At 66.4% G+C, this 598-nt stretch carries 1 protein-coding gene; it reads left to right on the top strand.

The features are described from left to right. A partial coding sequence (locus tag EN969_RS34280) for an FAD-dependent oxidoreductase (protein ID WP_127419938.1) occupies positions 1-598 on the top strand: 598 nt, incomplete at both ends.

Below are 598 nucleotides of genomic sequence, written 5' to 3'. Positions count from 1 at the left end.
CCCCCGCCGCTCGACCACCACGAGGCGCTGGTCGAATCCGACCGCTGCTATTTCTGCTACGATGCACCGTGCATGAATGCATGCCCGACTTCGATCGACATTCCGCTGTTCATCCGCCAGATCTCGACCGGTAATCCGATCGGTTCGGCCAAGACCATCTTCGACCAGAACATATTGGGCGGCATGTGCGCCCGCGTCTGCCCGACCGAGACGCTGTGCGAGGAAGTCTGCGTGCGCGAGGTGGCGGAAGGCAAGCCGGTGCAGATCGGCCGCCTGCAGCGCTACGCCACCGACGTCGCCATGGGCGAGAACAAGCAGTTTTATCCGCGCGCCGAGCCGACCGGCAAGACGGTCGCCGTGGTCGGCGCCGGGCCGGCCGGCCTTGCCGCCGCGCACCGGCTCGCCCGCCACGGCCATGACGTGACCATCCTGGAGGCGCGCGCGAAGGCCGGCGGCCTCAACGAATACGGCATCGCCGCCTACAAGAGCGTCGACGATTTCGCCCAGGCCGAAGTCGACTACGTGACCGCGATCGGCGGTATCGACATCCAGAACGGCAAGGCGCTCGGCCGCGACTATCAGCTGTCGGATTTGATCC

The sequence above is a fragment of the Mesorhizobium sp. M7A.F.Ca.CA.003.01.2.1 genome (assembly GCF_003998945.1).
GTDB lineage: Bacteria > Pseudomonadota > Alphaproteobacteria > Rhizobiales > Rhizobiaceae > Mesorhizobium > Mesorhizobium ciceri.
This window is presented reverse-complemented; position numbering and strand designations above follow the sequence as displayed.